The organism is Glaciihabitans sp. UYNi722 (assembly GCF_040549465.1).
In the GTDB taxonomy this organism is placed as follows: Bacteria; Actinomycetota; Actinomycetes; order Actinomycetales; family Microbacteriaceae; genus Lacisediminihabitans.
Map to the genome: position 1 here is coordinate 74962 of NZ_JBEPTL010000002.1, position 24596 is coordinate 99557.

Genomic DNA, 24596 nt, shown 5'->3' on the forward strand with positions numbered 1-24596 from the left:
TCCCGGGTGAGCTATCTGCCGAAGGAACCCCGCGACAAAGACCCGAAAAAGGTCACCCCGACGCGCCTCGCTGTCTGGGTTTTCGTCGGCGCTGTCGGGCTGTACTTCATCATCACCGGCGTCATCGGCGTCATCAACCACGGTTAGTCCACGCACAGCCGCGAGACGTATCCTGTACTCGTGATCGAAAATTTCTGGGGCAACGCGATCTTCTCGGTCGTGCCCACGATCCTGGTCGGGCTGATCTTTTGGCTCGTGATGCGGTCGATCGTCAGGGCCGATCGCACGGAGCGCAAGGTCTACGCAGAGATCGAGGCCGAGGAACGCGCCCGCATGGAGCAGGAATCCGCTAGTCGCGAGGCCTGAGCCGCACGTTCGGTAGTTCCGGCGCGGGCAGTGCAGAGCCGTCGTAGCCTGCCACAAGGCCGAAGCGGCCGTCCACTCGCTCGCCCTGGATGACATCCGCCTGCCATTCCGCACGGAACTGCACGATCTCGTCGTGACTGCGCCCGATGAAGTTCCACCACATGACGATGCTCTCGCCGAGCGGAACGCCGCCGATGAGGAGGATTCGCGCTGCCGTGTCACCGGCCTGGAGCCGCAGACTCGCGATACCCGGTTCGAGGTAGGCAAGGTGGGAGAGCGGCAGTTCCTCGCCCTGCACGCTGATCGCGCCGGTGTCGAGCAACACTCCCAGTTCGAAGCGCGGGTCGACCGGTAGATCGACGGATGCGCCGGCCGGCAGGTCGATCTGCGCACCGACGAGATCGCTGAAGACCGTCGCCGTCGACATCTGCCCGACCAGCGAGCCGATGAACACCCTCAGTTCCGTCGCACCGAAAGCCACCGGCTCCGGCACGTAGTGTTCGAAGAAGGGTTCACCGTGCCGACTCTCGTCGGGCAGAGCGAGCCACAGTTGGGCGCCGTGCAGCACAGTGGTCGCCGCCATGGACACTTCGGAGTGTGCGATGCCTCGTCCCGCGGTCATCAGATTCAGTTCACCCGGACGCACGAGTGCGTGGCTGCCGACGCTGTCGCGATGGTCGATCTCGCCGGAGAACAGCCAGCTGACCGTCTGCAGTCCGGTATGCGGATGCGGCGGCACGACCATGCCACCCTGCTCGGCACTGTTCGCTCCGGGCATCGCGTCAGGTCCGTAATGGTCGACGAAGCACCAGGCGCCGATCAACGACCTTCTGCGCTGCGGGAGTGTGCGGCGCACGCCCATCGCGCGTGGGCCACCGAGTGGCACGTCGCGCGGTGCCAGGATCTCGACGGCCGCGACTGCCGTGCGCGGCCACTCGCTGAGCAGCTCGGCCGGTTCCTTCTCGAGGTTGCTCATGCCGGGGGAAGGCTTACACCTGGCAGAACCCCCGTGCTGATCCAGGGAAGATCGAAGGTCATCAGGCGCACGTTCTCCGGCCGGTCGGAGAATTTCACCGTCGTGCGCAACAGCAACAGCAACAGCAACAGCAACTCGCTCGGTTGGAGGGTGGCGTTGTCGCGGCGCTGCCCGATGACGTCGAGGGCGGTCAGCGTGCCGGTGGCGACGGCGCCGGACTCCGCAACGTTTCGTGCCCGGCGCGCCCAAGCGCGTGAGCGGGTCGTCGAGACGATGGCGAGCACGGTGCACGCGACCGCGGCGGCAACCAGCACCGTCCATCCCCAGGAGCCGACGGCGACGCCGAGAATCACGAGGATGAACGCGGCATCCGCCAGCACCATCAATGGCAGGCAGATCGCCAGGAGCCTGGCCGGATTTCCGCGCCTGGGGCGTGCGGCGATCGCGCCACTGAGGGGGACTGGGTCGTGAAGGCTCATGGCAGGTTCCTCTCCTCTGGTCCAGCTTCGCGTCTGGTGTCTGCCGCGTCAATCGCGCAAGGTCGCGATGGCGCAATACCGCTGTGCAGCTGCCGCCAGTCGGAGGTCTGCAGTGAGCAGCGGAATCTCCAGGTATTCCGCCAGCGCGACATAGGCCGCGTCGTAAGGGGTGATGTTGTCCTTCATCCGCCAGATTCGTTGCAGGAAGGGCTTGGAGGGGGATCGCACCACGCGATTGCCAGACCATGATGTGACTGCACTCTCCGCGTCGTACTCGGAGAGTCGTCCACGCAGGAGGAGTTTGCGAATGACGCTGGCGAACTCTACGTCTATCAATTCCGGCGCGTAGAAGGATGACTCGAGAAGTCTTATCGCATCAGGATCGGTTCGCGGCATCAGCTCGATCGCGGCCGACACCTCGATGACGAAGCCGCTCATCTGCCTTTTCGGTCGTCGTGGATCATTGCGACGACCTCCTGGGTGTCGATGCCCGCGAGGGCGGGAATCGGCCCTCCCAGTCGATTGCGTGCGTCGACCTCATCCGCAAGCCTTGTCAATTCCTGTCGGAGATAGGCGGAGAGGGAGAGGCCTCGTGATGCCGCTGCGGCGCGAAGTTTCTCCCCGGCTGATTCGTCGAGATTCCTGACCTGCACCGTGACTCCCATGGCTCAATGCTATCCAGATGCATGCGAAATCAAAGATCTGCATGCATCACAATTCTGTCGAACTCGAGTTCCGGCGAATGGCGAGGGGTCGGTTCCGCGGACGGTCGCCCTGCGCCACGCGGGGAGAGGAGAGGATACCTGGTCGTCGAACAGGCAGCCTCCGGTCATCGAGTTGCGGTCTGTTGTGGTTCACAGCCTGGCTGAACAACCACAAGCCGCAACTCAGTTCGGCCGAATCACCAGCAGTTCGCCGACCTCGCAGTCCAGCGCCACGCAGATCGCCTGCAGCGTCGAGTAACGGATGGCGCGAGCCCTGTCGTTCTTCAGGACGGAGAGGTTCACGATGCTCACGCCGACCAACTCGCTCAACCGGGTGAGGGTCATCCCACGTTCATCGAGCAGTTCATCGAGCCGGCAGTGGATGAGGGTGGCATCCTCTTCGCGCACTAGACGAGCCCGTCCGTGTCGCGGCGCAGCTCACGATTTCTCGCGACCAGGCGTGTCTGCTCACGCTGCAGTCTGTCCCCGTACCGAAAGGCAATCACGACGGCTCCTATGACGAGAGCGACCCAGACTGGCCAGAAGTCGACGCTGAAGCCCCCGGAAGGATGTGGCCAGCCGAGAGCAGAGAGATTGTCCGCAGTGACATCCTTATCGTCGACACTCCATCCGGTGACTGTGAGCACTTGGGCTGAGGCGAGTTGACCTCCAACGCGAAACGACAGTTGCCAGGCGAGTCCGCCGACGGCCACGCTGACCGCTGCGGCGATCGCGGCTCTTGTGAGCGCCGGACCAAACGGATTGCCTTTGAGTAGTCGCGAACAGAGGACGGCGATTGCCAGTCCGATCAGCGTGTTCGTCACACCCTGCAACAATTCCCCAGCGGCCAGCCACAGTCGTGCGTCAATTGCCAATCCCGTTATGGACACCTCGGCATGCTGGAACCCTCCCGCAACGACATTCGCAGTGGCCCCGACATTGATGGTCACTGACGATTTGAGCGCGGGCCAGAAAGTCGCCACGGGCAGACTGACCTCCACGGCCTCCGAAATGAATAGCTGCACAATGCGGACGATGGCGATGGTCGCACTGGCGATGGCATACAGAACCGCGAGGGAGAAGACGACCCAGAGTGCGATCGGTTTCCGCTCCTCGAGTCGGATCGAACTGCTCATCAGACGAGCCCGTCCGTGTCGCGCTGCAACTTTTCGCCGTACTCGAAGGCGAGCCCAACGAGCAGCAGCCCCATACCGAGGGCCAGCGTCACCGCCCCTCCGGAGAGCTTCGACAGCACGACATAGGCGGTCTCGTAGTTACCGCTCACCACCGTCGCCGAGCCCGCGTCGGCGGCGGGCGGAAGCTTCTGGGCCACCGTGAGCGCCATCGCTGTGTGCCCATCGATGAGATTCGTGACGAGGTTCGCCACGCCGATCGCGAGCGTGGTGACTCCTGCGAGCACCGCGATCACGAGAACGCACCAGACGATGCCGCGGGTGAGGGTGACCATCCGTCCCGTTCCTGCCAACTGATTGGCCTGCGACATCCGTTTCCCCTACCGACAATCGATAACAACGATAATCGTTAACCTCAAGCGTCGGGAATCACAGGTCAAGCTATCCGCCGATCAGAGCAACGGAAACTCAGGACTTTGGCATCCGAGGAGCGCCACAGGCCGCCGAAATCGGCGACTGCGTGACCGAAGTCCTGAGTTTCCGAAAGGACGTGAGTGCATGCCGTCATCCGGCGTCGCGCGCACTGTCATGCCCCGCGCGGCGAAACCGCTCTTCGCCTGCGGCGAACGAGGGCAGTAATCCCCGGGTTCGCTGGTTACTCTCTTCATAACGGCACCAACCCTGCACGGTGTTGAAGGAGCAAGAAATGTTTGAAAGATTTACCGACAGAGCCCGCCGGGTTGTTGTTTTGGCGCAAGAAGAAGCCAAGATGCTCAACCACAACTACATTGGCACGGAGCACATCCTGCTCGGCCTGATCCACGAGGGCGAGGGCGTCGCCGCTAAGGCACTCGAGTCGCTCGGCATCTCTCTCGACTCCGTCCGCGAGCAGGTGCAAGACATCATCGGCCAGGGCCAGCAGCAGCCGACCGGTCACATCCCCTTCACGCCGCGTGCCAAGAAGGTACTCGAGCTGTCACTGCGCGAGGCGCTGCAGCTCGGCCACAACTACATCGGAACAGAGCACATCCTGCTCGGCCTCATTCGCGAGGGCGAGGGTGTCGCGGCCCAGGTGCTCGTGAAGCTCGGCGCCGACCTCAACAAGGTGCGCCAGCAGGTCATCCAGCTGCTCTCCGGATACCAGGGCAAGGAGCAGGTCGCCGTCGGTGGCGAGACCCAGCAGGGTGCACAGGCCGGCAGCCAGATCCTCGACCAGTTCGGACGCAACCTCACCCAGGCCGCGCGCGACGGAAAGCTCGACCCGGTGATCGGGCGCGAGAAGGAGATGGAGCGGGTCATGCAGATCCTCTCCCGCCGCTCCAAAAACAATCCAGTGCTGATCGGTGAGCCCGGCGTCGGCAAGACCGCCGTCGTCGAAGGGCTCGCGCAGGCGATCGTTCGCGGCGACGTGCCGGAGACGCTGAAAGACAAGCAGCTCTACACTCTCGACCTCGGATCGCTCATCGCTGGAAGCCGCTACCGCGGTGACTTCGAGGAGCGCCTCAAGAAGGTCACGAAGGAGATTCGCACCCGCGGCGACATCATCACCTTCATCGACGAGATCCACACCCTCGTCGGCGCCGGGGCTGCAGAGGGCGCGATCGACGCGGCGTCGATCCTCAAGCCACTGCTTGCCCGCGGTGAGCTCCAGACGATCGGTGCGACCACCCTCGACGAGTACCGCAAGCACTTCGAGAAGGATGCCGCCCTCGAGCGCCGCTTCCAGCCCGTGCAGGTTCACGAGCCCTCCTTGCCTCACACCATCAACATCCTCAAGGGACTGCGCGACAAGTACGAGTCGTTCCATAAGGTCTCGATCACGGATGGCGCGATCGTCGCGGCGGCGAACCTCGCCGACCGCTACGTGGCCGACCGCTTCCTCCCCGACAAGGCCATCGACCTGATCGACGAGGCCGGCGCACGCCTGCGCCTCTCGATCCTGTCCGCCCCACCGGAGCTCCGCGAGTTCGACGACAAGATCGCCGAGGTCCGTGGCTTCAAGGAAGGCGCGATCGAGGACCAGGACTTCGAGAAGGCCGCTTCGCTTCGCGACGAAGAGAAGAAGCTGCTCGGTGAGCGCCTGCGTCTCGAGAAGCAGTGGAAGAGCGGAGAGGCCGGCTCGACCGGCACCGTGGACGAAGGCGTCATCGCCGAGGTCCTCGCCGCAGCCACCGGCATCCCGGTCTTCAAGCTCACCGAGGAGGAGACTTCGCGTCTCGTCTTCATGGAGAAGGCACTACACCAGCGCGTCATCGGCCAGGAGGAGGCCATCTCGGCACTCTCCAAGACCATCCGACGCACCCGTGCTGGCCTCAAGGACCCGAAGCGTCCGAGCGGTTCATTCATCTTCGCCGGCCCGACCGGCGTCGGTAAGACGGAGCTCGCGAAGGCGCTCGCCGAGTTCCTCTTCGACGACGAGAACGCACTGATCTCCCTCGACATGAGCGAGTACGGCGAGAAGCACACGGTCTCGCGACTGTTCGGTGCCCCTCCAGGGTTCGTCGGCTTCGAAGAGGGCGGCCAGCTCACCGAGAAGGTGCGCCGTAAGCCGTTCTCCGTTGTTCTGTTCGACGAGATCGAGAAGGCTCACCCCGACATCTTCAACTCGCTCCTCCAGATCCTGGAAGAGGGACGCCTGACGGATGGCCAAGGTCGCGTCATCGACTTCAAGAACACGGTGATCATCATGACCACCAACCTCGGCACGAAGGACATCTCGGGCACCCCGCTCGGGTTCACCTCGAGCACCGACACCTCAACCGGCTACGACCGCATGCGCGGCAAGGTCGTCGAGGAACTCAAGAAGAACTTCAAGCCGGAGTTCCTGAACCGTGTCGACGAGACGATCGTCTTCCCGCAGCTCAGCCCCGCAGAACTGCTGCAGATTGTCGACCTGTTCATCAAGCGTCTCTCCGACCGCCTGATGGATCGCGACATGACCGTCGAGCTCACGCTCCCGGCCAAGGAGCAGCTCATCAAGGTCGGGTTCGACCCGTCGCTCGGGGCGCGACCGCTGCGTCGCGCTATCCAGCACGAGGTGGAAGACCAGCTGAGCGAGCACATCCTGCAGGGCGAGCTCAACGCCGGAGACCACGTTCACGTGGACTACGTCGACAACGAGTTCGTGTTCACAACCGGGCGCCAGCCGGGTCGTGAACTGCCGGAGCTGGTCGAGGCCACGGAGGCCACGACTCAGGCGTAACGACTGTTCGACGAAGGGGCGGCGAGGAGACTCGCCGCCCCTTCGTCGTCAAGCCGACAGTGCATCCTTCTCTATGCTCGAAGAATGAGTTTCTCCGTGCGGCCGGCCCGCACATCCGACGTTCCCGTCATCCAGGCTCTCGTCGAACCGCTCGTGCAGCAGCGAATCCTGCTCGGCAAGGATGCCGTCGTCTTCTACGAGGCCATCCAGGAGTTCCGCATCGCCGAAGGTGCAGACGGCACGCCGATCGGATGCGGCGCCCTGCACGTCATGTGGCAGGACCTCGCCGAGGTGCGCACCCTCGCCGTCACACCGGAGTGGCTGCACAGGGGCGTCGGGCACGCCCTGTTGGAACAGCTGGAGACGGATGCTCGCGAGCTCGGCCTCAGCCGCCTGTTCTGTCTCACCTTCGAGGTGCCGTTCTTCTCCCGTCACGGTTTCGAGCCGATGACGGAGGAGCCCATCGATCCGGCCGTCTATGCCGAACTCGTGCGCTCACCCGACGAGGGCGTCGCCGAGTTTCTCGACCTGGCGCGAGTGAAGCCGAACACGCTCGGCAACACCCGGATGATCAAGAATATTTGACTACCCCCGATTGGGGGGTCTTCAGCTACCCTTTACCTGTCGTTAGCGCTGGCAGCCCCGAATGCTCACCCGCGACGCATTGGCTTGACCCGCAGGATTCTGGACTTTCACCAGACGCCGGGCATTCACAAAGGGGAAACGATGACACATTCACATCCGCTGACGAGGAAGAGCGGCGTTGCTCTTCTTCTCGGGCTCGCCCTGGCGGCGACTCCGCTGGTTTCGGTTTCGAGCCAGGCGAGCACCGACGGCACCGGCGTCGTGATCAATGAGGCCTATCTCAGCGGCGGGAGTTCGGGAGCTGCCTACACGAACAAGTTCGTGGAGCTCTATAACCCCGGCTCGACGGCGGTGAACCTCAGCGGATGGTCGCTGCAGTACCGCCCGGCCACCAGCTCAGGGCCGGCAACCGGTCTGGTCGCGCTGAGCGGCTCGATCGCCCCCGACGGCTACTTCCTGGTGCAGGGCGGCAGCAACGGCACCAATGGCGCGGCCCTGCCGACGCCCGATGTGGTCGGTACTCTCAACCCGAGCGGTTCGGCCGGAACGATCATCCTGTCGAACACGTCCTCGGCGCTGACGCTCCTGGCTGGTTCCGTCACTGGCAACCCGGCCGTCGTCGACCTGCTCGGTTACGGAACCTCGAACACCTTCGAGACCGCGGATGCCACGGCTCCAGCAGGCAACACCGACGTCAAGTCGCTGAACCGCGCGTCCTTCCTCGACACGGACAACGGCTCAGCGGATTTCGCCCTCTCGCCGACCATCACCCCGAAGAACGCGGGTGGCGGTGGCACCGATCCCGGTGACCCTGGAGACCCGCCGGTCGCTCTGTCGATCGCCGCCATCCAGGGCACCACCGATGTGAGCCCGCAGGTCGGTCACAAGGTCGTCACGACCGGCGTCGTGACGGCGGCTTACCCGACCGGCGGCTTCAACGGCTACTACATCCAGACCGTCGGCACCGGTGGTGCTCTCGACCTTGCGAGCCACACCGCCTCAGACGGCCTGTTCGTCTACTCGACGAGCACGGCATCCGCTGTGGCTATCGGCGACTACGTGCGCGTGACCGGCGCGGTGAGCGAGTTCAATCACCTCACCGAGCTCTCCGTCACCTCAGCCGCCGACCTGGTGAAGCTCGACAAGAGCACCGTGACGGCTCCGACGCCGGCCACCGTCGAGTTCCCCGGGACGGATGCCCAGCGCGAGTCGCTCGAAGGCATGCTCGTCGCTCCCCAGGGCAAGTACACGGTCACCGACAACTACGACACGAACGGCTACGGCGAGATCGCTCTCGCCCACGACAGCAGCCCACTGGTGACGCCGACCGCGGTGGCTCCCTACGGCAGCCCCGACTACCTGGCCACCATCGCAAAGAACGCGGCCCTCAAGGTGACGCTCGACGACGGTGCGAGCACCAACTACCTGTCGGCAGCCAACCAGTCGAAGCCTCTTCCGTGGCTGACCCTGGCGGCCCCTGTTCGCATCGGAGCTCCGGTGACCTTCACCAAGCCGGTCATCCTCGAGTTCCGCAACGACCTGTGGAAGCTGCAGCCGACCTCCGAGCTCACCCCGGCCGACGGGGCCACCGTGCAGCCGGCGACCTTCGCGAACACCCGCACGGCCGCACCGCAGAACGTGGGTGGCAACATCCGCATCGCCACCTTCAACGTGCTCAACTACTTCCCCACCACGGGCGAGGAGCGCACGGGCTGCACCTTCTACAACGATCGCGACGGCAACGCGGTGACGGTGAGAAACAGCGATGCTCCCGGATGCGGCGTGCGGGGAGCCGCCACGGAGGAGAGCTTCCAGCGCCAGCAGGCCAAGATCGTCACCGCCATCAGTTCGCTGGGTGCCGACATCGTCTCGCTCGAGGAGATCGAGAACTCGGCCAGGCTCGGTCAGAACAGGGATGCCGGGGTCGCGACCCTGGTCGCAGCCCTGAACGCGAAGGGCGACGTCTGGGATTACGTGCGCACGCCGGCGAACGCACCGGCCGTTGCCGATGAGGACGTCATCCGTACCGCCTTCATCTACAAGAAGGGTGCCGTGAAGCCGGTCGGCAGTTCGACCATCCTCATCGGCTCCCCAGCCTTCGCCAACGCGCGCGAGCCGCTCGCCCAGGCCTTCCAGCCGAAGAACGGTAAGAACGGTAAGAACGGGTCGACCGTCCTGATCATCGCCAACCACTTCAAGTCGAAGAGTTCCGGCGACACCACGGGAGACAACGTCGACCAGGGCCAGGGTGCATACAACGGCGACCGCGTTCGCCAGGCGCAAGCGCTCCTCGCCTTCGCCGACCAGCAGAAGGCAGCGGCGAAAACCGACAAGGTGTTTCTCGTCGGCGACTTCAACGCCTATGAGAAAGAAGACCCGATCACCACGATTGTGGGTGCCGGCTACATCGACCAGGTGGCGAGGACGGGGAAGCAGACCTACGCCTTCGGCGGCATGATCGGCTCGCTCGACCATGTGTTCGCCTCACCCGCCGCCAATTCGGTGGTGAAGGGCGCGGATGTCTGGAACATCAACTCCGTAGAGTCGGTCGCCCTCGAGTACAGCCGTTACAACTACAACGCGGTGAACCTTTACGACACGAGCGCGTACCGCTCGAGTGACCACGACCCCGTGGTGCTTGGGCTTTCGCTGCCGACCGCCGGTGGACATGACGGTGGACACCCGACGCCCCCCTCGGTGGGCGACCTGATCCAGTGGATCATCGACCTGCTGATCAGGCTGTTCGGTCACCCCTGAATCCGATGATTTCCGGGGGTGGACAACACCCCCGGAAATCCCGGGTTATTGGGGCCTGGCTGGTTATTCTTAGGCCATGTCGACATTCAAGAAACCTGTCGGCCCCCAGTCGCCCAAGGTGTACTGGCGCCGTCGGCTCCTCGTCGGCCTCGGAGCGCTCGCGGTCATCATCGTCATCATCCTGATCGTGGTGCGTCCTGGCTCGGGGGCGAGTGGCGGCGGAGCCACTCCGAAGCCTGAGACCAGCAAGGCGTCGACCCCCGCATCTCCCGCGGCATCCGATGCCTCGAAGGACGGCGCAGCCTGCCTGCCTGCCAACGTCAAGCTCGAAGCGGTGACCGACAAGACCACCTATGGCGGCACTGAGCAGCCGATGATCAGTATGAAGATCACCAACACCGGAACTGTGGCCTGCACGATCAACGCCGGCTCCACGCAGCAGGAACTGATCGTCACCAGCGGTTCGGAGAAGATCTGGAACTCGAAGGATTGCCAGACGACTCCGGTCGATGCTCCGGTAACACTCAAGCCGAACGCGCCGCAGACCACGCAAGCCATTGCGTGGGACCGCACCCGGTCGGCGACCACCACCTGCAGCGCTTCACGACCCCCGGTCACCGCGGGTGGCGCCAGCTATCACCTCTCGGTGAAGGTTGGTCCGCTCACGTCGAAAGGCACCGTCCAGTTCATCCTGAACTAGGGGCTGCCGCAGGGTTTGTTCCCTTTCGCGACGTGTGTTCCTGCGCGAGCAGGAACAAAGCTGCCAGAGGGCAACAAACCCGCGCGATGCGGTCAAGTCTCAGAACGCGGGAACGTCGACCTGTTCGGTGATCGCGCTGGCGAAGGCTTTGCGCATCGCCTCGCGCAGGTGGGCGTGATCGGCGTCGATGATGGTGGAGAACCCGAGGCGTTTGGCCTCGGCTACGCGCTGCTTGGCCTGCGATACCGGCCGGATCTCGCCCGCCAGGCTGATCTCGCCGATCGCTGCGAGAGTCGCGGGAAAGGCCTTGTCGCTGAAGGCGCTGGCGATGGCGAGTGCGATGGCGAGATCGGCGCCCGGTTCGGTGAGACGAATGCCGCCCACCGTGGACACGTAGACATCCGACTCGCTGAGTTTCATGCCAGCCCTCCGCTCGAGCACGGCGAGCAGCATCGCCACACGGGAGGAGTCGACCCCGTTGGTCACCCGTCGCGGGTTGGGAGCCGAGGTCTTGACGATGAGGGCCTGCACTTCGACAGGTAATGCACGGCGACCTTCGACGGCGATGGTCACGCAGGTGCCGCTGACTTGCGCCAGAATATGCCCGGCGCCGCGGGAGAGGAACAGTCCGCTCGGGTCGGCGACCTCGGCGATGCCATCGCCGGTCATCTCGAAGCAGCCGACCTCATCCGTCGGTCCGAAGCGGTTCTTGTGAGCGCGCACGAAGCGCAGGGAAGTTTGGCGGTCTCCCTCGAACTGGCAGACGACGTCCACGAGATGCTCGAGCAGCCGTGGACCGGCGATGGAACCGTCTTTGGTGACGTGGCCGACCAGCAGTATCGGGAGGTTGCGGTCCTTGGAGACGCGGATGAGCGTGGACGCGACCTCGCGCACCTGCGACGGTCCGCCGGCGAGCCCGTCGGTGAGAGAGCTCGACACGGTCTGCACGGAATCCACGATGAGCAGGTTGGGCTTCACCTGGTCGATCTGGCCGAGGATGGTGGCCAGGTCGGTCTCGGCAGCGAGGAACAACTCGGGTTGCAGGGCTCCGGTGCGCTGGGCGCGGAGCCGCACCTGGCTCACCGATTCTTCGGCAGTGACGTACAGCACGCGCATGCCGCTTGCCGCCGCTTTGGATGCCACCTCGAGCAGCAGCGTGGATTTGCCGACACCCGGCTCACCACTCAGCAGCACTGTCGCTCCAGGAACGATGCCTCCGCCCAGCACGCGATCGAACTCCGCGATGCCGCTCGGCCAGTGGGCGACCTCGTCGGCGCTGATAGCGGTGATCGGCTTGGCGGCGCGGGCGTCGCTCACCGCGAGGGGGCGCACGGACCTGCTGGGCGCGGCATCCATCACGTCGACGACGGTGCCCCATGATTGGCATTCAGCGCAGCGCCCAGCCCACTTCAGGGTCGTCCAACCGCATTCGGTGCATTTGAAACTCGACTGGGTCTTTGCCACGGAGCCAGCTTAAGCGAGACCCCCGTCAGTCTTTCGATCGCGTGAGCCGTGCCGCCAGCCGGTCGACGATCGGCAGGAACGCGGATGCCCACACCCGGTATCCGCGATCGTTCGGGTGAAAGAAATCTGCTGCAACCTGGTTGAGCGCATAACGTGCTCCGGTCTGCCGCCGCGTGGTCGCGTGCAGTGGCGCGACCTCGAAGCCGTGTCGCGTGGCCAGCCGGTGCACGATCGCATTCGCCAGGCGCGCCCTGCGCTCCGCAGCGCCGAAATAGAACGACGGCACCTCGGCCACGATCGCGCTCTTCGGCAGCGCGGAGTAGATCGTCTCCAACTCGCGTTCGAAGCGTTCCGCATCGAACTGGGCGATGTCGTTCGCGCCGATCGCCACCGTCATGATGTCGGGATCGAGGTCCGTGAGTGCCGGCAGTTGCGCGGCGATGGCCTCCCGCAGCCGCGCCCCGGAGACACTGAGATTGATGACGCGCACCGTATTTCCGGTCGCCGTGCGCAGGTGTGCGGCGATCAGTCCGACGTAGCTTCGTCCCGGCCTGCTGCCGCCGACCCCCTGCGCAGCCGAATCGCCGATGGCGACGTAGAGCAGTTCGCCCTTCTTCTCGCGCTGTTCGTTCCACCAGCGCGCATTGAGGTGCAGGGTGTTCGCGATGGTCGCGGCCCCGGCCGTGCTGCGTCGACGCACGAGCTCGCGCGCGACGAAGAAGCCGGGGGCGAGTACGGTCACGGCAGAGACGCCGCCGATGAGCCATGCCGTTCGTTTGCCGCTCGAAGGTTTGCTGGTCATCGTCGAAATGCTACGCCGCCCGTGTTACAGCGCGAGCGTGAATCCGACATGAGCCGCGGTGAATCCGAGTCGGGTGTAGAAGCGATGCGCGGCCTCCCTGGAGGCATCCGATGTCAGCTGCACCAGGTTGCAGTCGCGGCACACGGCCTCGATCTGCATCCGGGTGGCAGCGGCCCTGACCAGTCCCGGGATGAATGTCAGCTACGTCGTCGCGATCACCGGGGCGACTGGCCGTCGATCACGAGGTCGAAGGATGCGAGTGTCACCCCTCCGGCTTCACCACCGAGTGCAGATGCCACCGCCTCCAGGATGAGCCTCGCCCTGCTCTGTACTAGGATCGTCCCCGGAACCGTGTCCGAGCGGCCGAAGGTGCAACTCTCGAAAAGTTGTGTGGGTGAGAGCCCACCGTGGGTTCAAATCCCACCGGTTCCGCCACACGAATGCCCCAAAGTCCTTGATTTATCAAGGATATTGGGGCGTTTCTCTTCCCTGCTCAGGACCAGCGGTAACGCAGCGGCAACGGAATATCTGTGAGCTGGTGTGAGCAACCGCTCGATGTGGCGCAGATCGGGAGACGTCTCCTTGAGCGCGGGCTAGCTAGCCCGCAGCATCCTCGCGAGGATCAACCGGCTTGTCTGTGACGTGTTGGAGCGGAGGCCAGTCAACGTCGACGTCAACGTCAGCGCCTTGGTGACGGTGAGGGAACTGCGCCGCCGTATTCCCGAACGCTGATAGACGCATCGATCTGTGGCTATGTCAACTCAAAGTGGCCCCGGGGTGAGGGCTAAATCTGGCCCCACCTGATGACTTGCCGGGGGTGGCCAACACGTCATTTCGTGAGTGCGTCTCCGCGCCGACAAGAACGGCGGCCTTTCTGGGGTGGTCTCGATCGGTCGCAACCGTTTCTGAGAAAGTCAGCTCGTGCGTTTGACGCCGGGTTCATCGGGCTTGATGTCGGGCAGGCTGGTCACCTGCGATCGCCAGCGGCAAGGTGATCGAAACCACCACAGGGCGCACATTCGACGGCAAAGCTGCCAACGGCGGTCGCGACTACTGGGGCAATCCTGTGGTGCCCGGAATCGCGCCGAGCCGGGGAGAGCCTTCAGCGCTTCCAGTAGCACACCCGCCAGCGCACTCGCGGTGCTCGCCAATATGGGCGTCTCCGTCGGAACACCGCTCATCGGAGGCTGGCTGCTACTCGTCTCTGGCGGTGTTGCGCTGACCATCGAGTGGGCGAGAAGGCGTTCCAGCACACGGCGAAGTAGCTAAAAGTGCCCCACTCGGACAATTCGCGGCGGTGGGCGACAGCCGACGCGGACACGGTCGAATACCGGGTGCCAGCGCCTCAAGGAGGTATTCGGGTGCGCGAATATCGGCCCCGGTATCCGCAGCGTGCTCGCCGACTCCGCCTCGGCGAAGACCTTCCGATCCTCATCTGGATGCACGGAGGAGGGTTCCGGTCCGGCAACCTCGATATGAATGAGGCTCACCTGGTCGCGTCCGAGTTGGCAGCCCGCACCCCGGCGGTGGTGATTTCCGTCGATTATCGCCTCGCCGGAGCAGGCCTGCACTACCCAGAACCTCTCGACGATGTGCACTCGGTATGGCAATGGGTTGCCGCTGGTAACGCCGGTGCCGGTGCTGTCGCGATGGGCGGAGCGAGCGCGGGGGGCAACCTCGCGACTGCGTCAGTGCTGAGATTGACAGTGAACGCCGGGCGGGTGGCTTCCGCCCTTCTGCTGGCGTACCCGGTCGTACATTTCCCGGTGCCTGCCCTGCCATTCGAAATCACGCAGACCATCGATCGCGAGCTGCCCAATATGTTGAGATTCTCGCCAGAAACGATTGAAGAGATGTTTCTCAACCATGTGGGCAGGATTACCGATCTTCCCGTCGAAACCGTACCGGGTCTCGGATCGCTGACGGGATTCCCGCCAACAACCTTGGTCATAAGCGAATTCGACGACCTGCGCCCGTCGGCAGAGTTGCTCGTCAGGCAGCTCGAGCAAGCCGGTGTTCCAGTGCGACGGCATCTGGCTTTGGCAATGGAGCATGGTCACCTCGATCTCACGCTGAACATCGCAGAAGTGGATGCCTCGCTCGCCGTGTTCGTCGATGCACTCAGGCAGTTAAGGATGTCCTGATTTTTCTGCTCCGCAATAGACAGCCGCCTGGGTTGGCTATCGCCCGGGACTGCTGTCGAATCCTTTGACCTAGAAAGCGTCCAGCGAGCATATTAAGAGCTCACCCGCTGGCGTCCGTAGACCGACGATGAGCGGGCAGCATTTGACGGCGCTCCCGGAGACGGATTTATAGGCTCATTCGGACTTCGAGGGGTGCCCGCACGGGAACGACTAACCCACAATCGACCCCCTCATGGTCGGATGTCGGCGTCGAGAGCCGAGATTCCGTCGTGGTTATGACCATGGTTTATCCCTATCGTCCCGCCGGGTATGGCCCCTTCAGCACCGAGAGTGCGGGACCTTCGACCCGCGCTCGTGAATCGGTCGATGTCACGGTGGTGTCTATGACTCTGACCGGCGTTTTGCACACTCACCCGGACGAACCTCACGCCGGCAACGTCTCGGGTCGCCTGAACTGGCTTCGCGCCGGAGTCCTTGGGGCGAACGACGGGATCGTCTCGGTCGCTGCGATCGTTGTCGGTGTCGCCAGCGCCGGAGCGGGCACGCCGGCAATCATCACGGCGGGTGCCGCGGGTCTCGTCGGCGGAGCGATCTCGATGGCTCTCGGCGAATATGTCTCCGTGAGCAGCCAGAGCGACAGCCAGAAAGCTCTGATCGAGAAGGAGAGAGCGGAGTTGCGGGATGATCCCGAGGGTGAACTCGAAGAGTTGGTTGGACTCTATCAGCAGCAGGGCCTCGCGTCGGCAACTGCGCGATCCATTGCCGTCGAGCTCACGGCCCATGATGCCCTCCGTGCCCACCTCATCACCGAACTCAACATCTCCGAGGAAGATGTCGTGAGTGCCTGGCATGCCGCGTGGGTCTCGGCCGTCGCGTTTACCCTCGGTTCTGTCCTGCCTTTCGCTGCGATCATCCTGCTCCCGCTGTCCGTGCGCATTCCGGTCACGTTCGCGGCGGTCATCGTGGCGCTCGCTGTTCTCGGGGTGGTCGGTGCGCGCCTCGGAGGAGGCCCGGTCGTGCGTGCGGTTGTGCGGATCGTCATCGGCGGAGCTGCCGCTCTCACCGCGACCTTCGCGATCGGCAGCCTGCTCGGCAGCTCAGGCATCGGATGACCGTGCCGCGTGGCGCAGGCGGTCGCACGACGCCGCTGGCCCTGCGCTACCCGGTCGTCGATCTGACTCTCCTCGTCGGCGCGATCGCGGCGCTATTGTGGGCTTTGAACCTCGTCGATGGAGCGAGGTGGGTCTGCAGCATCTTCGTCATCGCGGTCGCCGTCTACGAAGCTCTGCTCATGGTCCGACAGCTGCGCAAAGGCATCTTCGGCATAGACATCCTCGCCATCGTGGCCATCATCGCGACGGTGCTCGTAGGCGAGGTCATCGCCAGCATGATCATCGTGCTGATGGTGTCGGGCGGTAAGGCGCTCGAGGATTTCGCCCAGGGGCGAGCACAACGCGAACTGACGTCGCTCCTCGAACGGGAGCCACAAATCGCTCACGTCGTCGAGAGCGGCACCCATCGGATCGTGGATGTCGCGGCCAGCGATGTGCGGATCGGCGACGTCGTGATGGTGCGCGCTAGCGAGGTCGTTCCGGTCGACGCCGAGCTTCTGTCTGCGAGTGCGTCGTTCGACGAATCGTCCCTCACCGGCGAGAGCATGCCGGTGACCCGTGTCGCCGGTGACCCGGTTCTGAGCGGGTCGGTCAACGGCAATTCCTCAGCGAATCTGGTTGCCACTGCCCTTGCCGAGGACAGCCAGTTCCAGGCGATTGTCGCCCTCGTTCGCCAGGCGGCGGGAAACCGCGCACCCGTCGTTCGTCTCGCCGATCGGTTCGCCATCCCGTTCACCCTGCTCTCACTTGTGATCGGCGCTATCGCCTGGGCTGTATCGACGGACTCGATGCGATTTGCGGAGGTCCTCGTCCTCGCCACTCCGTGTCCGCTCGTCCTCGCGGCACCGGTCGCCTTCATGGGCGGCATGAGTCGGGCAGCGCGGCTCGGCATCATCGTGAAGGGCGGTGGGGTCCTCGAAATGATCTCCCGCACGAAGACGGCGGTATTCGATAAGACTGGAACCCTGACCGAGGGACGGCCGGCGATCACCCGGGTGGAGACGGTGGGCGCACGTGATCCGGATGAGATTCTCGCCCTCGTCGGGTCCGCCGAGCAGCTCTCGTCTCACGTGCTGGCGGCGTCCATTGTCCATGAGGTCGAGCGCCGCGGACTCTTGGTCGTCGAAGCAACGAACTCGACCGAGATCGCGGCCCGCGGGGTCACCGCTGAAGTGAACGGGCAGACCGTAGATGTCGGCACTCTCGGCTTCATTCAGGATCGCGCCCCGGACGTGCGGGAGTCATCGCTCTCAGGCGGAGAGCTCGCCATCTACGTTGCAATCGACCGGGAGTTCGCGGGGGCGATCATCGCCACTGACCCCGTTCGGTCGAATGCCCGGGCGACGATTGCCGCTCTTCGCGGGCTCGGAATCGGCCACGTTACGATGTTGACAGGGGATGCCAAGTTGACGGCAGATCACGTGGCCAGTCAGCTTGATATCGACACGGTCGAGGCGAACTGTCTGCCCGGCGACAAGCTGACGTTTGTGGCAGCTCTCGCCAATCGGCCTGTGCTTATGATCGGCGATGGTGTCAACGATTCGCCGGCGCTCGCTGCGGCCGACGTCGGCATCGCGATGGGTGCGCGGGGAGCGTCTGCGGCCAGTGAGTCTGCGGGTGCTGTGATCCTCGAGGACGACATCTCCCTGGTCGCCGAGGCGGTACTCATCGGCCATGACACGGTGAAGATCGCGCTTCAGAGCATCTGGCTCGGTATCGGTCTCAGCGTCGGACTCATGCTCGTTGCGGCATTTGGCGTGATTCCAGCGACGCTCGGCGCAGGGATTCAGGAGGTCGTGGATGTCGCCACCATCCTCAACGCCCTTCGCGCGATTCACGCGAAAGAGCACACCTCATTCGCACGCTAGTCGCTCACTCTCGCGTACCTATCGACGGATCGAGGCGCGAGAGGGATTCTGCGCTGAGTATTGGGGTCGCGGTTCGGCGAGCACGACCTAAGAATGGTTTTCCGTAAAGGGGATACGGCTCAAGGCTCTAGTAGACTGTCCCGACGCGTTCTGATCGACCCTCACCCGTGAGGGAATGCCGGAGTCATCCCGTTCACAAGAGTCGGAGGAGAAGGTTCAGCGTCTCGAAGGGCCAGAGCACCTGAATCGCTTGGCATCGGAGCACCGAGGCACTCGGTCGACCGGGCGTGTGTGAATATTCCGGTTAGCTCACGGTGATGATGCCCATCATGCCGTTGTCTTCGTGGTCGAGGATGTGGCAGTGGTAGACGGTGGTGCCGGTGAAGTCCTCGAAGGCGATGCGTACCCTGGATCGGCTGTGTGCGGGGACGTTGACGACGTCCTGCCAAGTGGGTGTGAGACTCGCGTTGCCGCCGATCTCGATGACCTGCATTGGCCAGACGTGAAGGTGGAAGGGATGATCCATCGGACTTGTGTTGACGATGGTCCATTCCTCGACCGTGCCGGCGGCGACGGTTTGATCGACGCGGCTGGCATCGAATCCGCGACCGTCGATGGTGAATCCCATCGTCGATCCGCCCATCCCCGAGCCGCCCATGGCGAAGGTGAGTGTTCTTTTCCCAGCGATCGGCTGGGAACGGATGTCACGGGGGGAGGAAGTCGGGGGAGGCGGAAACGACGTGGTCGGCTCCGCACCGGAGACGTGCACCGTGGCGAGTGTGGCGGTGTCGCCGGACTGCGTGTTTCCGCCCATCATGCCCGCTGGCGTGCCGCGGTCCACCGGGTGCGCCTGCAATACGGAGGTGCCGGCTGCCAGGGTGACGAGAACGTCGGCCCGGTTTCCGGGCATCAGCGTGAGGGAATCAACCCGCCGTGGGGTGGCGAACCTGCCGGAGTCGTTTCCGAGGAGGTGGAGGGTCTGCCCGTCGAGCCGGAGGTCGAGGTAGCGGGAGGTGCAGGCATTGATGATCCGCCACCGTTCCCGGTCTCCCGGATGCGCGTTCATGGTCGCGCCGACCTGTCCGTTCAGTAGCACGGTCGTGCCTTCTCGTCCGCTCATCCGGTCCATCTGCGATGCCACCGCGATGGTCCCGGACGCGTCGAAGGTGATATCCGAAACGATGAGGACTCGCTCGGTCGTTGCGGGGATCGGCGTCGGGTCTTCGACGATGATCGCGCCGTACAGACCGCCGAACACCTGCGCCGCGGCCATCCCGTGATGGTGCGGGTGATACCAGAACGCCCCGGGTGGATGGTCTGCCGGGATCTCGTAACGGTAGTCGGCTGTCGTTCCCGCATCGATACGGCGCAACACGTTATCGCTCGATCCCTCCGGAGACACATGAAGGCCGTGCGTGTGCAGGTTCGTCGGATCGTCGAGGCGGTTCGCGAGCGCCACCTTTATCGTGTCCCCAGGGTGCACGAGGAGTGTCGGCCCGGGAAGCGATCCGTTATAGCTCAGGGCGTCGACCGTTGTCCCGCTGATGGTGATCGGGGATCGGCTCGCGGTGAGAGCGACCTCAAGCAGCCCATTCGCGCTGCGAATCAGTTCCGGTTGGGTGAGCATCTTCCCGCTCGGCGAGGGAGTCGAAGGTGACGTGGACTGCCCGGTCGTCGACCAGTCCCACACGAGTCCCGCGCCGCCGGCGAGGACTAACGCACCGCCAACACCGCCAAGGGTCAGGGCCGTGCGCCGGCTGATCGGATCCATCAGGTCGTGAGTCCGAGAGCGGACAAACGCTCCCGATACTCCTCGGTGGTCACATCACCCCTGGCGTAACGCTCGTCGAGGATCTGCTTCGCGGACGGCTCTGCACCGGGCTGGGCCGAAGACGCCGGCGGGCTTGTGCGGCGGCCGGAGAACACCCGTATGAGCACGACCACGAGGATCACCACGCCGACAACCACCAGCGCACCATAACCCCACGTCCACCCGCTCATTCCGTAGTTACCCCACATCATCTCGACACCTCATCACTTCGATTCGCTCGTGCAGTTGAATCAAGTCTTTCCGATCGCGTTGATGCTCGACAGGCCATAGGTCCCGTCAATATAAATGAACGGCGATCAGGATCGTCGCGTCGAGAGGCCGTTACGGAGCACTCACCCTGCTCGTGGAAGATTCGTTCAATATCGACTAAATCGTTCACGCGAGGGTGAGGAATAGTTTTTCGAGTTCGTCGACTGTGAGTGTGTTGTCGGGGTCGTTCGGTGTAGCGACGCAGCGGCGCATTGCGGATGAAACGATTGTGAATCCGGCCCGATCGAGGGCGCTGGACACCGCGGCAAGCTGCGTGACCACTGCCCTGCAGTCGCCGCCGCTCTCGACGGCAGCGATCACCGCGATGAGCTGTCCCTGCGCCCGCCGGAGTCGATTGAGGATCTTCTTCATCTCCGCAGCGGCTTCTGTCGACTCGGCGCCGGGGTGGGGGGCACTGGTGGTCATTCGTTCTCTCCAAAAGGTGGGTGAAAGGGCATCAGACGAGTATCGATTCACGGTCACGGTCGCGGGTGGACATTCCCGCGAGCCAGGTCTTGTATCCGCCGTCGAGGTTTTTGACGTCGTGTCCGAGCTGAGTGAGCAGTCTGGTGGCGGTGTGTCCTCGCTGGCCGACCTGGCAGTGCACGATGAGCGGATAGCCCGCCAATTCAGTGTGGCAACCGCGAAGCTCATCGAGCGGAACGTTGACCGCCCCGGGAATGAAGCCTGCCTCGAACTCGTCCGCGGTCCTCACATCCACGAGCACCGCACCGTGATCGAGCTCCGTGTCCAGTTGGTGCCACTGAACCGATCTGGCCATACCGGTCGCGAGGTTGTCCGCAACGTATCCGGCCATGTTCACTGCGTCCTTCGCAGACCCGTACTGCGGCGCGTAGGCGAGTTCGAGGTGGGCGAGTGAGGATGCGCTGAGCCCTCCGGCCATCGCGGTCGCGATGACGTCAATCCGTTTGTCGACGCCGGCACCGCCCACGATCTGTGCACCGAGGATCGAGTCGTCATCGGGGTCGACGAGCAACTTCAGCGCCATGGTGTCAGCACCCGGGTAGTAGGTGGCGTGGGATGCAGGATGCGTGTGGATGACCCGATGTGGACGGCTCGCGGCGATGAGACGCTTCTCGCTCCAGCCGACCATTGCGATGGTCAGGTCGAAGACGCCGACGATCGAGGTACCGAGAGCGGGCCACGCAGCGTCGGGGTGGCCAGCGATGGCATCAGCGGCGGCACGCCCGTGACGGTTTGCCAGCCCCGCCATGGTGACGAGAGTCGGGCCTTGATCGATGGCATCGATCTTCTCGACCCCGTCCCCGACGGCGAAGATAGCCTGGTCACTGGTGCGCTGCTGTAGGTCGACGGCGATGCCGCCGGTCGGGCCGATGGCGAGTCCTGCATTGCGAGCGAGGGAGACCTCCGGGCTGACGCCGCTGGCTTCGATCACGAGGTCTGCCCGCACCCGCGATCCGTCATCGAGCAGCACGAAACCGTCGGCGGCAGAAATCACGGTGGTGCCGGTGCGCACATCGACGCCATGCTGGCGAAGGGCCGCACGCAAGGGAGCCGCCATCTCCTGGTCGAGAGGCGACAAGACGTGAGCGCCGCGCTGCACAAGGGTGACTCGGATGCCGCGGCCGATCAGATTCTCAACAGCTTCGAGACCGATGAACCCGGCTCCGACGACCACCGCATAAGCCTGACGCTCGAGAGTAGTGGCGAGGGTTTCGGTGATGTGATCGACGTCATCCACGCTACGGAGCGTATAGCTCGGTACGTCCGATGTCGTGTCAATGCGGGAAGCGGTGGCGCCACCGGCCAGCACGAGGAAGTCATAACTTTCCTCATGAGAGGTGCCGCTGTTCAGGTCGGTGACGTGCACGATCTTCCGAGCCGAATCGATGGACGTGACCTCGTGTTCGACCCGCACGTCGAGTGCGAAGCGTGAGGCCAGCGATTCCGGAGTCTGCAGAAGGAGAGAGTCGCGGCTCTCGATCACGCCGCCGACGTAATACGGCAAACCGCAGTTCGCAAACGACACGTAGCGGCCGCGCTCGAACACCACAATTTCCATCGACTCCTCCAGTCGGCGCAACCTCGTCGCGGCCGACATCCCGCCTGCCACTCCGCCGACAACCACTGTCTTCATCCCAACCTCCATTGAAACAGTCTATACCCCCGGGGGTATAATTCGAAGAGTAGATCAATCCCATCGAAAGGAAATACCGATGTGCAGAGCAGTCACATGCCGAGTGTGCGGCAAGACGACATGGACCGGGTGTGGCCAGCATGTCGACCAGGTCATGAAGAATGTCCCTCGAGGGCAGCAGTGCCAGGGACACCAAGAGGCGCCAACTCAGAGTGGGTTCCTCGCATGGCTGCGGGGCAGGTAGGACGCCCGAGCAACAGCCCGCAATCCTTTAGCGAGACCACAACAGCGCGACCGTGGAGTGCGACCTCCGCTGACAAGATCAACTGGGCTGCTGCGGGTATCTCGGACAGTGGGCCCTCTTAAAATGAGGGTGTACTGAAAGTAGAGATGAGCATGACCGCAGCACGCCGAAAATTCACCCAGGAGTTCAAAGACGAGTTGTGCCGCGAGGTGATCAACACATCCCAACCGATCAAGGACGTGGCCGACGCCTACGGGGTCGGCCCCGAGACTCTGCGCAACTGGCTGATCAAGCACCGCGAAGCGAACGGTGGCACCGAGACGGAGCTGACCATCCCGGAACGCGCTCGTCTGAAGGAGCTTGAGCGGGAAGTTCAGGAGCTCAAGGCCGAGGCTCAATTCCTAAAAAAAGCCGACTTGGATTTAACCGGTCAGCGCAACACCATCATTGATAGTGGAGGTGTTGTGTGGCAAAGATTGGTCGACCGGGGATGTCGGATGAGTTGCGGGCCGAGTTGTGGAGGTTGTGGGGGGATGGGAAATCGTTCAGTGAGATCTCCCGCGCGATTGGTTACCCGCCGGGTTCGATCTTCACCGTCGTTGAACAGACAGGCGGTTACGCTCCCCGGCCGCGTAAGCACCGTGCCGGTTCGCTGACGCTCGCAGATCGTGAGGAGATCTCTCGGGGTCTTGCCCGGGGAGATTCGCTTCGGGGAATCGGCTGTGCGTTGGGGAGGTCGGCATCGACGATCAGCCGTGAAATTGCTCGTAACAAGGGACAACGTCGTTATCGTGCGATCGATGCTGAGGATCGTGCGTTGCGGCAGGCTCGCAGGCCGAAGAAGTGTGCGTTGGCGAAGAACCCGGTGCTCCGCGGGTACGTCGGTGCCCGGTTACGCGACGACTGGTCGCCTGAGCAGATCGCAGGGACGCTGCGGAAACGACACCCAGCAGGTTCGATCATGCGTGTGTCACACGAGACGATCTATCGGTCGCTGTTTGTCCAGTCCAGGCGGGTACTCGCGAAGGATTTGCAGAAACATTTACGCACCGGTAGACCGACGAGACGCAACATTCACAACACGGTCAGCAAGCAATGGCGCTCTCAGATCAAGGAAGCAGTGCCAATAGCTGCGCGCCCGGCTGAGGCCGAGGAACGAGTGGTTCCAGGGCATTGGGAGGGGGATTTAATTGTTGGTCGGAACGTGTCCCAGATCGGTACCGTCGTTGATCGGGCAACCCGCGTCACGGTCCTCGTTCAGCTCGCCGGCCGCGACATGAAAACCGTCACCGCAGGGCTCACCCGCGAACTGAAACGGATGCCGTTGTCATTGCGGAAGACGCTTACTTGGGATCGTGGGATGGAGCTAGCGGATCACAAGAATGTCGCCGCTAACACGGGCATCAGTGTGTACTTCGCGGATCCCCGGAGCCCGTGGCAGCGCGGCACGAACGAGAACACGAACGGGCTACTGCGCCAGTATTTCCGGAAGGGCTCAAGCCTTGCCGAGTTCACTCAACCCGAGCTCGACATCATCGCAGCGAAGCTGAACAACCGACCCCGCAAAAGCCTCGGATACGACACCCCAACAGCTAGGCTCAAGACACTGTTGCGCTGACCGGTTGAATCCAAGGACGCTTACTTCGCGCGGGAGCAGCGGTAGTCAGCCGGTACGAGTTCATCGACTCCCAGAAGTCTGTGCCCACCAACCGGAATCCGGTCGCAGGTCCGGACATCCACCGGCTCATCTCCGGTGAGCTCGCCCCAGATCGCGCGATCGCGACCGGCGTGGTCGAGGTGCTGTGCGGGCGCGGCGACCTTCTCGACCGCTTCGCGAGCACCTTCCACCTGGCCGCCTGAC

General features: G+C 63.7%; 26 protein-coding genes, 1 tRNA gene and 1 pseudogene. 14 read left to right on the forward strand and 14 right to left on the reverse strand.

Translation table 11 applies throughout. The features are described from left to right. The first annotated feature begins 6 nt into the window (after window positions 1-6). A complete protein-coding gene (locus ABIB56_RS01715) occupies window positions 7-147 on the forward strand; it encodes a hypothetical protein (RefSeq protein WP_354567082.1) in 141 nt (46 codons plus the stop codon). 33 nt (window positions 148-180) lie between these two features. Then, entirely contained in the window at window positions 181-366 is a 186-nt protein-coding gene (locus tag ABIB56_RS01720; protein ID WP_502917531.1) for a hypothetical protein, read from the forward strand. Here ABIB56_RS01720 and ABIB56_RS01725 read toward each other — a convergent pair. The 7 genes from ABIB56_RS01725 to ABIB56_RS01755 form a co-directional block, all read right to left on the reverse strand. After that, window positions 350-1342 (reverse strand): pirin family protein, encoded by a 993-nt coding sequence (locus tag ABIB56_RS01725; RefSeq protein ID WP_354567084.1) that lies wholly within the window; start codon window positions 1340-1342, stop codon window positions 350-352. The two genes, ABIB56_RS01720 and ABIB56_RS01725, sit on opposite strands and share 17 nt — an antisense overlap. Next, window positions 1339-1821, reverse strand: a complete 483-nt coding sequence (locus ABIB56_RS01730) for a hypothetical protein (protein ID WP_354567085.1) — start codon at window positions 1819-1821, stop codon at window positions 1339-1341. The genes ABIB56_RS01725 and ABIB56_RS01730 overlap by 4 nt, the downstream gene beginning before the upstream one ends. A 48-nt stretch (window positions 1822-1869) precedes the next feature. Beyond that, window positions 1870-2259, reverse strand: a complete 390-nt coding sequence (locus tag ABIB56_RS01735) for a type II toxin-antitoxin system VapC family toxin (RefSeq protein WP_354567087.1) — start codon at window positions 2257-2259, stop codon at window positions 1870-1872. Beyond that, on the reverse strand, window positions 2256-2486 hold the full coding sequence (locus ABIB56_RS01740; protein ID WP_354567089.1) for a FitA-like ribbon-helix-helix domain-containing protein: 231 nt from the start codon (window positions 2484-2486) through the stop codon (window positions 2256-2258). Before ABIB56_RS01740 ends, ABIB56_RS01735 begins: the two co-directional genes overlap by 4 nt. A 222-nt stretch (window positions 2487-2708) precedes the next feature. Further along, the gene (locus ABIB56_RS01745) at window positions 2709-2933 is read right to left on the reverse strand and encodes a helix-turn-helix domain-containing protein (RefSeq protein ID WP_354567091.1); all 225 of its coding nucleotides are present in this window, start codon (window positions 2931-2933) and stop codon (window positions 2709-2711) included. Beyond that, entirely contained in the window at window positions 2933-3661 is a 729-nt protein-coding gene (locus ABIB56_RS01750) for a hypothetical protein (RefSeq protein WP_354567093.1), read from the reverse strand. Before ABIB56_RS01750 ends, ABIB56_RS01745 begins: the two co-directional genes overlap by 1 nt. After that, a complete protein-coding gene (locus tag ABIB56_RS01755; protein WP_354567095.1) occupies window positions 3661-4029 on the reverse strand; it encodes a hypothetical protein in 369 nt (122 codons plus the stop codon). The genes ABIB56_RS01750 and ABIB56_RS01755 overlap by 1 nt, the downstream gene beginning before the upstream one ends. A 335-nt stretch (window positions 4030-4364) precedes the next feature. Here ABIB56_RS01755 and ABIB56_RS01760 point away from each other — a divergent pair, with 335 nt between their 5' ends. From ABIB56_RS01760 to ABIB56_RS01775, 4 genes are all read left to right on the forward strand, one after another. Further along, the gene (locus tag ABIB56_RS01760; protein WP_354567096.1) at window positions 4365-6860 is read left to right on the forward strand and encodes an ATP-dependent Clp protease ATP-binding subunit; all 2496 of its coding nucleotides are present in this window, start codon (window positions 4365-4367) and stop codon (window positions 6858-6860) included. Window positions 6861-6944: 84 nt separating this feature from the next. After that, on the forward strand, window positions 6945-7445 hold the full coding sequence (locus ABIB56_RS01765; RefSeq protein WP_354567098.1) for an amino-acid N-acetyltransferase: 501 nt from the start codon (window positions 6945-6947) through the stop codon (window positions 7443-7445). 141 nt (window positions 7446-7586) lie between these two features. Continuing rightward, the gene (locus ABIB56_RS01770; RefSeq protein WP_354567100.1) at window positions 7587-10202 is read left to right on the forward strand and encodes an ExeM/NucH family extracellular endonuclease; all 2616 of its coding nucleotides are present in this window, start codon (window positions 7587-7589) and stop codon (window positions 10200-10202) included. 76 nt (window positions 10203-10278) lie between these two features. Next, on the forward strand, window positions 10279-10902 hold the full coding sequence (locus ABIB56_RS01775) for a hypothetical protein (RefSeq protein WP_354567102.1): 624 nt from the start codon (window positions 10279-10281) through the stop codon (window positions 10900-10902). A gap of 99 nt (window positions 10903-11001) precedes the next feature. On the opposite strand, the gene radA is transcribed toward ABIB56_RS01775, so the two are convergent. Genes radA through ABIB56_RS01790 form a run of 3 tightly spaced genes read right to left on the reverse strand, consistent with a single transcriptional unit; the run spans window position 11002 to window position 13327 of the window. Beyond that, entirely contained in the window at window positions 11002-12366 is a 1365-nt protein-coding gene (gene radA, locus ABIB56_RS01780) for a DNA repair protein RadA (RefSeq protein WP_354567104.1), read from the reverse strand. Window positions 12367-12391: 25 nt separating this feature from the next. After that, window positions 12392-13168 carry an SGNH/GDSL hydrolase family protein gene (locus tag ABIB56_RS01785; RefSeq protein ID WP_354567105.1) on the reverse strand — a complete coding sequence of 259 codons (777 nt, stop codon included), beginning with the start codon at window positions 13166-13168 and terminating at the stop codon, window positions 12392-12394. Window positions 13169-13192: 24 nt separating this feature from the next. After that, window positions 13193-13327, reverse strand: a complete 135-nt coding sequence (locus tag ABIB56_RS01790) for a GNAT family protein (protein WP_354567107.1) — start codon at window positions 13325-13327, stop codon at window positions 13193-13195. A 186-nt stretch (window positions 13328-13513) separates the two neighbouring features. Between ABIB56_RS01790 and ABIB56_RS01795 the strand changes: the two genes are divergently transcribed. The 4 genes from ABIB56_RS01795 to ABIB56_RS01810 all read left to right on the forward strand — a co-directional run bounded on the left by ABIB56_RS01795 (window position 13514) and on the right by ABIB56_RS01810 (window position 18292). Continuing rightward, a tRNA-Ser gene (locus ABIB56_RS01795) sits at window positions 13514-13603 on the forward strand. A 926-nt stretch (window positions 13604-14529) separates the two neighbouring features. Continuing rightward, the gene (locus tag ABIB56_RS01800; RefSeq protein ID WP_354567109.1) at window positions 14530-15312 is read left to right on the forward strand and encodes an alpha/beta hydrolase; all 783 of its coding nucleotides are present in this window, start codon (window positions 14530-14532) and stop codon (window positions 15310-15312) included. 383 nt (window positions 15313-15695) lie between these two features. After that, the gene (locus ABIB56_RS01805) at window positions 15696-16424 is read left to right on the forward strand and encodes a VIT1/CCC1 transporter family protein (RefSeq protein WP_354567111.1); all 729 of its coding nucleotides are present in this window, start codon (window positions 15696-15698) and stop codon (window positions 16422-16424) included. Next, on the forward strand, window positions 16421-18292 hold the full coding sequence (locus ABIB56_RS01810) for a heavy metal translocating P-type ATPase (protein WP_354567113.1): 1872 nt from the start codon (window positions 16421-16423) through the stop codon (window positions 18290-18292). Before ABIB56_RS01805 ends, ABIB56_RS01810 begins: the two co-directional genes overlap by 4 nt. A 304-nt stretch (window positions 18293-18596) precedes the next feature. Here the strand turns inward: ABIB56_RS01810 and ABIB56_RS01815 are convergent, their stop codons facing one another. The 4 genes from ABIB56_RS01815 to ABIB56_RS01830 form a co-directional block, all read right to left on the reverse strand. Continuing rightward, complete coding sequence (locus ABIB56_RS01815) at window positions 18597-20063, reverse strand: multicopper oxidase family protein (RefSeq protein ID WP_354567115.1); 1467 nt, start codon at window positions 20061-20063, stop codon at window positions 18597-18599. Further along, window positions 20063-20314 carry an SHOCT domain-containing protein gene (locus tag ABIB56_RS01820; RefSeq protein WP_354567117.1) on the reverse strand — a complete coding sequence of 84 codons (252 nt, stop codon included), beginning with the start codon at window positions 20312-20314 and terminating at the stop codon, window positions 20063-20065. The genes ABIB56_RS01815 and ABIB56_RS01820 overlap by 1 nt, the downstream gene beginning before the upstream one ends. Before the next feature lie 184 nt (window positions 20315-20498). Next, window positions 20499-20798, reverse strand: coding sequence for a metal-sensitive transcriptional regulator (locus ABIB56_RS01825; RefSeq protein ID WP_354567119.1), 300 nt, complete (start codon window positions 20796-20798; stop codon window positions 20499-20501). 31 nt (window positions 20799-20829) lie between these two features. Next, complete coding sequence (locus ABIB56_RS01830; protein ID WP_354567120.1) at window positions 20830-22491, reverse strand: FAD-dependent oxidoreductase; 1662 nt, start codon at window positions 22489-22491, stop codon at window positions 20830-20832. Window positions 22492-22570: 79 nt separating this feature from the next. On the opposite strand from ABIB56_RS01830, the gene ABIB56_RS18460 reads away from it, so the two are divergent. The 4 genes and pseudogenes from ABIB56_RS18460 (at window position 22571) to ABIB56_RS01845 (ending at window position 24595) form a co-directional block, all read left to right on the forward strand. Continuing rightward, the gene (locus ABIB56_RS18460; RefSeq protein ID WP_502917532.1) at window positions 22571-22735 is read left to right on the forward strand and encodes a DUF8730 family Cys-rich protein; all 165 of its coding nucleotides are present in this window, start codon (window positions 22571-22573) and stop codon (window positions 22733-22735) included. A gap of 152 nt (window positions 22736-22887) precedes the next feature. Continuing rightward, a pseudogene (locus ABIB56_RS01835) lies at window positions 22888-23148 on the forward strand (transposase); the annotation flags it as partial. A gap of 77 nt (window positions 23149-23225) precedes the next feature. Then, window positions 23226-24353: an IS30 family transposase gene (locus ABIB56_RS01840; protein ID WP_354567122.1), complete on the forward strand. Its 1128-nt coding sequence runs from the start codon at window positions 23226-23228 to the stop codon at window positions 24351-24353. 80 nt (window positions 24354-24433) lie between these two features. Then, a complete protein-coding gene (locus ABIB56_RS01845; protein ID WP_354567124.1) occupies window positions 24434-24595 on the forward strand; it encodes a hypothetical protein in 162 nt (53 codons plus the stop codon). Window position 24596: the final 1 nt, after the last annotated feature.